6 protein-coding genes are annotated in these 6,478 nt (G+C 74.2%); 1 reads left to right on the forward strand and 5 read right to left on the reverse strand.

What is annotated here, in order from left to right:
• Positions 1-66: 66 nt before the first annotated feature.
• Positions 67-1,497 (forward strand): hydrolytic protein, encoded by a 1,431-nt coding sequence (locus ACIP4P_RS43885; protein ID WP_400929750.1) that lies wholly within the window; start codon positions 67-69, stop codon positions 1,495-1,497.
• 591 nt (positions 1,498-2,088) lie between these two features.
• Here ACIP4P_RS43885 and ACIP4P_RS43890 read toward each other — a convergent pair.
• The 5 genes from ACIP4P_RS43890 to ACIP4P_RS43910 are packed head-to-tail and all read right to left on the reverse strand — an operon-like array spanning position 2,089 to position 6,303.
• Complete coding sequence (locus tag ACIP4P_RS43890) at positions 2,089-2,664, reverse strand: hypothetical protein (protein WP_400929753.1); 576 nt, start codon at positions 2,662-2,664, stop codon at positions 2,089-2,091.
• The gene (locus tag ACIP4P_RS43895; RefSeq protein ID WP_400929756.1) at positions 2,661-4,058 is read right to left on the reverse strand and encodes a hypothetical protein; all 1,398 of its coding nucleotides are present in this window, start codon (positions 4,056-4,058) and stop codon (positions 2,661-2,663) included. Before ACIP4P_RS43895 ends, ACIP4P_RS43890 begins: the two co-directional genes overlap by 4 nt.
• Positions 4,055-4,864: an ATP-binding cassette domain-containing protein gene (locus ACIP4P_RS43900; RefSeq protein WP_400929759.1), complete on the reverse strand. Its 810-nt coding sequence runs from the start codon at positions 4,862-4,864 to the stop codon at positions 4,055-4,057. The genes ACIP4P_RS43895 and ACIP4P_RS43900 overlap by 4 nt, the downstream gene beginning before the upstream one ends.
• Before the next feature lie 54 nt (positions 4,865-4,918).
• Positions 4,919-5,746 (reverse strand): zf-HC2 domain-containing protein, encoded by an 828-nt coding sequence (locus tag ACIP4P_RS43905; protein ID WP_400929762.1) that lies wholly within the window; start codon positions 5,744-5,746, stop codon positions 4,919-4,921.
• Positions 5,743-6,303 (reverse strand): RNA polymerase sigma factor, encoded by a 561-nt coding sequence (locus tag ACIP4P_RS43910; RefSeq protein ID WP_350517049.1) that lies wholly within the window; start codon positions 6,301-6,303, stop codon positions 5,743-5,745. Before ACIP4P_RS43910 ends, ACIP4P_RS43905 begins: the two co-directional genes overlap by 4 nt.
• Between the last annotated feature and the right edge of the window lie 175 nt (positions 6,304-6,478).

Consider the following 6,478-nt stretch of genomic DNA (forward strand, 5'->3'; position numbering starts at 1 on the left):
TGGTGTGCCCACGGCTTGCCCGCACGGACCTCTCCGCGGACGGTCCGTGGGTCCTACCGTCTCGCCATGACCACATCCGCCGAACTCGGCCTGCCCGCGCTGACGGTGGCGCCCGGTGGCGTGGCCACCACCACCCTGACGGTACGCAACGACCTCGACATCGTTGAGGCGTACACGCTGGAGGTGGTCGGCGATCTGGCCGCGTGGACGACCGTGGAGCCGGCCCGGGTGTCGCTGTTCCCCGGGACCTCCCAGACCGTGACGGTGCGCCTGGCGCCGCCGCGCACGCCCGCCGCCCGCGCCGGTGACTTCCCGCTCGGCATCCGTGTCCTGCCGACCGAGCGCCCCGAACTGGTGACGGTCCCCGAGACCACGGTCACCGTCACGCCGTTCCACGAACTGCAGGCCGCGCTCGCGCCCCGCCGCCGCCGCGGCTGGCTGCGCGGCCGCTACCGCACCTCGGTGCGCAACCTCGGCAACGCGCCCACCACGGTGGCCGTCACCCCGGCACAGGCCGGCGAGGACCTGCGCTTCGCCACCACTCCGGAGCGGCTGCGGCTGCAACCCGGCGAGTCCGCCGAACTGCGGCTGCAGGCACGGGCGCGCAAGCTGATCTGGTTCGGCAAGCAGGCGACCTGGCCGTTCGAGGTCTCGGTGGGCCCGGAGCAGGCCGCGGAGGGCAAGCCCACCGCCGCCGGGGGCAAGGCCGGCGACGGGAAGACCGGCGAGGGCAAGGACGGCAAGGCCGCCGCCCCCGTCACCCCTGCGGCCCCGGCCACCCCTGCGCCCGACGCCGCCGCGACAGTCCAACGGCCGCTGCTGAACGGCGAGTTCATCCAGCTGCCGATCTTCCCCAAGTGGCTGCTGGCCCTGCTGGCGGCGATCATCGCGCTGCTGCTGGCCTGGTTCGCCCTGGTCCGCCCGGCGGTGCGCAGCTCCGCGAAGCAGGCCGCCGAGAAGGCCGTCGCCCAGCAGATCGCCACCCCCAACCCGAACGCCCCCGAACCCGGCGGCGCGACGGCGGCCCCCGGCGGGAACCCGGGCGGCAACCCCGGCGGCCAGACCAAGCCCGGCTCCGGACAGCCGACTTCCGGCACCGGTGGCGGCCCGGGCCTCGCGCTGCCGGGCACCGGCCAGCAGAGCTCCGCCACCATCGACGTGCAGACCGGGGGCGGCGGGACCGGCACCGGCAGCTACCAGGTGCCCCACGGCAAGGTCTTCGACATGACCGACCTGGTGATCGCCAACTCCCAGGGCGACCAGGGAGTGGTGACCATCATGGCGGGCAAGCAGATCCTCAACACCATCGCCTTGGAGACCTTCCGCAACCAGGACTACCACTGGGTGACTCCCATCCAGGTCCCCGCGGACCAGGCTGTGACGGCGACCGTGACCTGCGAGGCCCCGGGCACCCCCGCCTCGGGCAAGCAGGCACCCACGTGCCACGAACTCCTCAACATCAGCGGAACGTTGAGCGACATCCGACAGGCGCACTGATCCGTTGCCCCCGGGGCGGGCCGTCCTGCCCGCCCCGGGGGCAACCGGACCGGAAAGGTGCACCCGCCGCACCGGCGGTGTCAACGAGCCCTTTCCCCCCGGGATCACCCCGTCCGCCCCCAGCGATCTCGCTCCCCCCATCTCCTCTCACGCCCTGTGACCATGTCAAACCCGACGGCCACCGCGGTCGGCACCCACGCCGACCGACAACCCGTTCGAACCGCACCGATACGGGCCCTGTGCCCTCCCAGGGAAGCCCCGACCGCCCTCCAGGGGCAGACGGCCCGTCCCCCGTGGACCCCCGGACTACCCTCCGCGTACGTTACTGACGCGTACTCAGTACATCAGCAACCCGGCGCCGATCCGCCCCCGTGGCCCTCCTGAAGCCGTATACGCACCGGATCACCACAAGAGGGCAACAAACCCACCGCCACACCCCCGCACCGACCGAACGGGCGGTCTGCCGAGAACCCGACCCCATCGGCGTTCCCGGCCCCCGCCGCCGGGTGCCGGAAACGCCGTTGAGCACCGCCCCCACGGGACGGTGCTCAACGGTTCGTCGGTTTCGTCACACCTTCATCGTCTTGACCGCTACCGTCGCGGCCCCACCACGGCGTACACCGACGCGCCCGCCCCCAACAGCACCAGCGCCGTCCCGGTGGAGGCCGTCGTACCGGGCGGGAAGGTCAGCCAGTGGAGCACCGCTCCCACCGTGCCGTTCGGCGCCGGGGTGAGCAGGACCACCGCGAGCCAGGCCGTCGGCAGCGTCCAGGCGAACGCGGCACCGCACAGCACCGTCCCGAGCGCGGCCAGCCCCACCAGCCCCGCGCAGTCCCGCACGATCACCTCCACCGGCGCGAGCCCCGCCCCCGCCGCCCGGACCGCCAGCACCACCGCCCCGGCGAACACGCCGATCAGCAGCGCGTGCGCCAGCCGACGGGGAGCCCAGCGCAGCCCGGCCGTCCGCTCCAGCACGACGTCCGTCCCACCGAGCCCGACCGAGCAGGCCACCACGTTCGCGCTGAGGACCAGGACCGTCTGCGCCTGGTGCTCCGTCCCCGCGCCGTCCGGCCGGGTCAGGGCCCACAGTGCCGACGTCATCAGCACCACCGCCGCGGCCGAGAGCGGCACCTGCCGGGACCGGGCGTACAGCACCAACCACCTCATCGCGCCGCCTCCCCGCTCACGATCGAAAGCCCGTGGGACGCCGAGCAGGAGAGCATCGTCGCCCGCAGCGCGGCGATCCGCGCCCGCTGCTCGGCCGGCGGCGCCGACGTCAGCTGCTCCCAGGCCGCGTCCGCGTCCGCCCAGATCCTCAGCGAGTACGCGTCGCCGCCCTTGTCGGCGAGCGGCTGGAGCCGTGCGTCGTGCAGCGCCCAGCTCACCGCGATGCTCTGGACGGGGATGTCGGGGCGCCCACCGCCCTCCCGGTCGTTGCTCGGGCGGCAGTTCGGGGCCAGTCCCTGGGCGATCAGCGCGCGGGTCAGCGCCTCGCCCGTGGCGTCGCGGAACAGCCGCTCGTCGAAGTCGACCAGCACGGCATCGGCGGACAGCCGCCGTTCGGCCCCGATGTCCCGCAGCTCGGTGTCCTCCCGCACCGCACTGGGCGCCGCGTCGCCCAGGACCTCGTGCAGCGCCTTCAGTGCCTCCTTGCTGCGGAGGGCGACCTCGGGCAGCCGGTCGCTGTTCACCCTGGTCACACAGACCGGCCCGGCACAGACCGGGGCGGCGGCGGCGCGGTCGACCACATAGCTGTCCCGCGGGGCACCCGGGAGGATCAGCAGGGCCAGGGCCAGCCCGACCACGACCGGCAGCACGGCGAGCGCCCGACCCCGTCGGGTCACGGCGGACAGCAGGGCGAACCCCGTGCCCAACAGGCCGAGCAGCCAGAGCGCTTGGCCGAGGTGGACGGCCCAGGACAGGGTCAGCAGCAGCTCCCTCGGCCACGCGGTCGCCAGGGACAGCTGGGTGAGCTGGTTGGCGGAGCGGCCCGCGGGGTGCGATCCGTCGCTGTTCGGCGTGAGGACCATCGACAGCAGCAGGAAGCCCATCGCCAGCGCCGGCGGGGTGAGCACGGAGGGCAGCGCCCGCGCGACACCCATGCCGAACACCCCGCCCGCGACCAGGCCGAGCGCCGCCACCAGCGAGATCGGCAGCCAGCCCAGCGGCAGGTAGGTCGTCGGGCCCAGCGCCACCTGGACCCCGCCCACCAGGACCAGCACGCCGAAACCCGCCGCCAGCGCGAGCGCCAGCGCACCGCCCGGCGCCGCCGCCCGCCGCCAGGCCGGGCGCGGCGTGCTGCTCAGCAACTCACCCATCCGCGAACGGGAGTCGCGCAGCCCGTACACCGCCCCGAAACCGACGGCCAGCGGCCACCAGAAGACCAGGAAGGAGCGGGTCCACATGGCCATGGAGGTCCACTGCGCCGTCCACCCGGCGGCGCCCCGCCACCAGATCCCGTCGATCAGGAAGAACACCGCGAGGCTGCCCGCCAGCACGGCGAACCCGGCCCACGGGGCGACGGAGCGCCGCAGTTCGATGCCCAGCACCCGACCGTTCACCAGTTGCCCCCCGTCCGGCCGGAGTCCTGGAGCAGGGCCGAGTAGCCGCGCTCCAGCGGGCTGTCGCCCGGGTGCTCGGCACCGCCCGCGGCGGCCAGGTCGTCCGGGGTGCCCTGGAAGACCAGCCGACCCTCGGCGAACAGCACCACGTCGGAGCAGGCCGCCGCGACGTCCTCGACCAGATGGGTGGAGACCACCACGCAGGTGTCCCGGCCCAGTTCCTGCAGCAACTCGCGGAAGCGCAGCCGCTGCGCCGGGTCCAGTCCGGCCGTCGGCTCGTCCAGCAGCAGCACCTCGGGGTCGTTGACGATCGCCTGGGCGATGCCGGCCCGCCGGACCATGCCGCCGGACAGCGTCTTCATCCGGTGGTCGGCCCGGTCCGCCAGACCGACCCGTTCCACCGCCCGTTGCACGGCCGCCGGGACGGCCGCCTTCGGCACCTCCTTCAACCAGGCCATGTACTCGACGAACTCACGGACCGTGAAGCGCTTGTAGTAGCCGAAGTCCTGCGGCAGGTAGCCGATCCGGCGCCGCAGCGCCCGGTGGTCGCCCAGCCCGGCGACGGAGGTGCCGAGCAGTTCCAGCTCACCGCCGGCCGGCCGCAGCACCGTCGCCAACGCCCGGATCAGGCTGGTCTTGCCCGCGCCGTTGGGGCCCAGCAGTCCGTGGGTGCCGAGGCCCAGGGAGAGGTCCAGTCCGTCGACGGCCAGCTTCTTCCGGCCGACCCGCACGCGCAGGTCACTGGCCCGGATCTCCCAGCCGTAGGTCTTCGGCGCGGTCTCGGCCGCGCGCGTCATGGGCACCATGCGGTGGCCCCTTTCGAGGGTCGATGGTCGTTGGGTGTTCAGAGCATTGGGCGTTCACAGCGTCGAGTAGGCGTTCCGCCGGGCGATCACGGCGCCGACGGCGAGGAGCAGGAGCACCGCCCAGACCGGCATCCGGTCCGCCTCCAGGGCGAGCCGCACGGCGAGCGGGACGTGGCCGGTCAGGCCCGCGGGCACCAGCACGGCGATCCCCCAGGCGGCCCCCAGACCGGCGGCGGCCCGGGTCACCCCGATCACGCTGCCCAGGGCCAGCGCGGTGGAGGTGAAGGCCAGCGAGGGCAACAGCCACTGAGCGGCCGTCGTCGTCCCGGTCAGCCAGCCCGCCAGCAGCAGCCCGGGCAGCACCACGGCGAGCACCGCGGTGGTGCGCCTGAGCAGCAGGGGCAGCCCCGCCCGGGCGGTCGAGGCGGTCAGCTCGTACGCCGGGTCCAGCGCGCGCGACCAGGCCGCGGCGACGCCGAACAGCGGCAGCACGGGGGCCACCAGCGACACCGGCGAGGCACCGCCGAGCGGCGTCCCCGGCGCGACCGCGTCCAGCAGCAGCGCCGCCAGGGTGACGGCGGCCGTCATCGCCAGCCACGGCGCCATCACCGGGGTCAGCCAGGCCGACACCCAGCGCGGGCGGCGGCGCCGCGCCGGCGGCCCCGCGGCCGCGTCCAACTGCGGCTCCAGGTCGGCCAGGACGGTGTCCAGCAGCGCGCCGACCTCGGGCGCCCCGGCGGCCACCGAGGCCGCCAACAGGCTCCGGCACGACGCGCAGTTCTCCAGATGGGCCTCCAACGCCCACACGGTGTCCGCCGGCATCGGCACGTCACCCCGGGCGTAGTCGTCGATCAACCGCCTCGACGCGTGTTCCTCCCTCATCCCAGCGCCTCCCGCATCGCGATCCGGGCCCGGCGGGCGCGGGTCTTGACCGTGCCTTCGGGCAGTCTGAGCAGCACGGCCGTCTCCCGGACGGAGAGTCCGTCGAGCACCGTGGCCTGCAGTACCTCGCGCAGTTCCGGCGCCAGCCGCCGCAGCGCGTCGCCGACGTCACCGCCGACGGTCCCGGCGAGCGCCTCCTCCTCGGCGGCGGGCACCACCGACCGCTCGGCGGCGGCGACCGGCGGCTCGGCGTGGTGGGCCCGGCGCCGGAACGCGTCGACCAGCCGACGCGCCGCGATCGTCCACAGCCACCCGACGGCCGTCCCGCCGACCGCACTCCCGGCGAACGCGCCGGCCGCGCGCCACACCGCCAGATAGGTCTCCTGCATGACCTCGGCGACGATCTGCTCGTCCGAGCAGCGGCGGCGCAACCGCACCACCAGCCACGGCGACGTCCGGCGGTACAGCTCCTCGAACGCCCCGCGGTCGCCCCTGGCCACCAGCCGGAGGAGGCGTTCCTCGTCCAGCTCGTCCAGTGCTCTCCTGCGTGATCTCACACCAGCCAGACGCCCGCCACGACGTGCAGGTTCTCACTGTCGCGTGACCTGCGTCACAGTCGCCCGGCTCATTGTCCCGGAAACGCGAAAAGGCCCACCCGGTAACCCGGGTGGGCCTTTTCTGAAGAATTGTTCGGCGGCGTCCTACTCTCCCACAGGGTCCCCCCTGCAGTAC

The sequence above is a fragment of the Kitasatospora sp. NPDC089509 genome (assembly GCF_044749365.1).
Classification (GTDB): Bacteria; Actinomycetota; Actinomycetes; order Streptomycetales; family Streptomycetaceae; genus Kitasatospora.

Excerpts from the sequence above, each read along its gene's own strand:
- ACIP4P_RS43885 (WP_400929750.1), top strand. The coding sequence starts at position 67 with ATGACCACATCCGCCGAACTCGGCCTGCCCGCGCTGACGGTGGCGCCC.
- ACIP4P_RS43890 (WP_400929753.1), bottom strand. The coding sequence starts at position 2,664 with ATGAGGTGGTTGGTGCTGTACGCCCGGTCCCGGCAGGTGCCGCTCTCG.
- ACIP4P_RS43900 (WP_400929759.1), bottom strand. The coding sequence starts at position 4,864 with ATGGTGCCCATGACGCGCGCGGCCGAGACCGCGCCGAAGACCTACGGC.
- ACIP4P_RS43905 (WP_400929762.1), bottom strand. The coding sequence starts at position 5,746 with ATGAGGGAGGAACACGCGTCGAGGCGGTTGATCGACGACTACGCCCGG.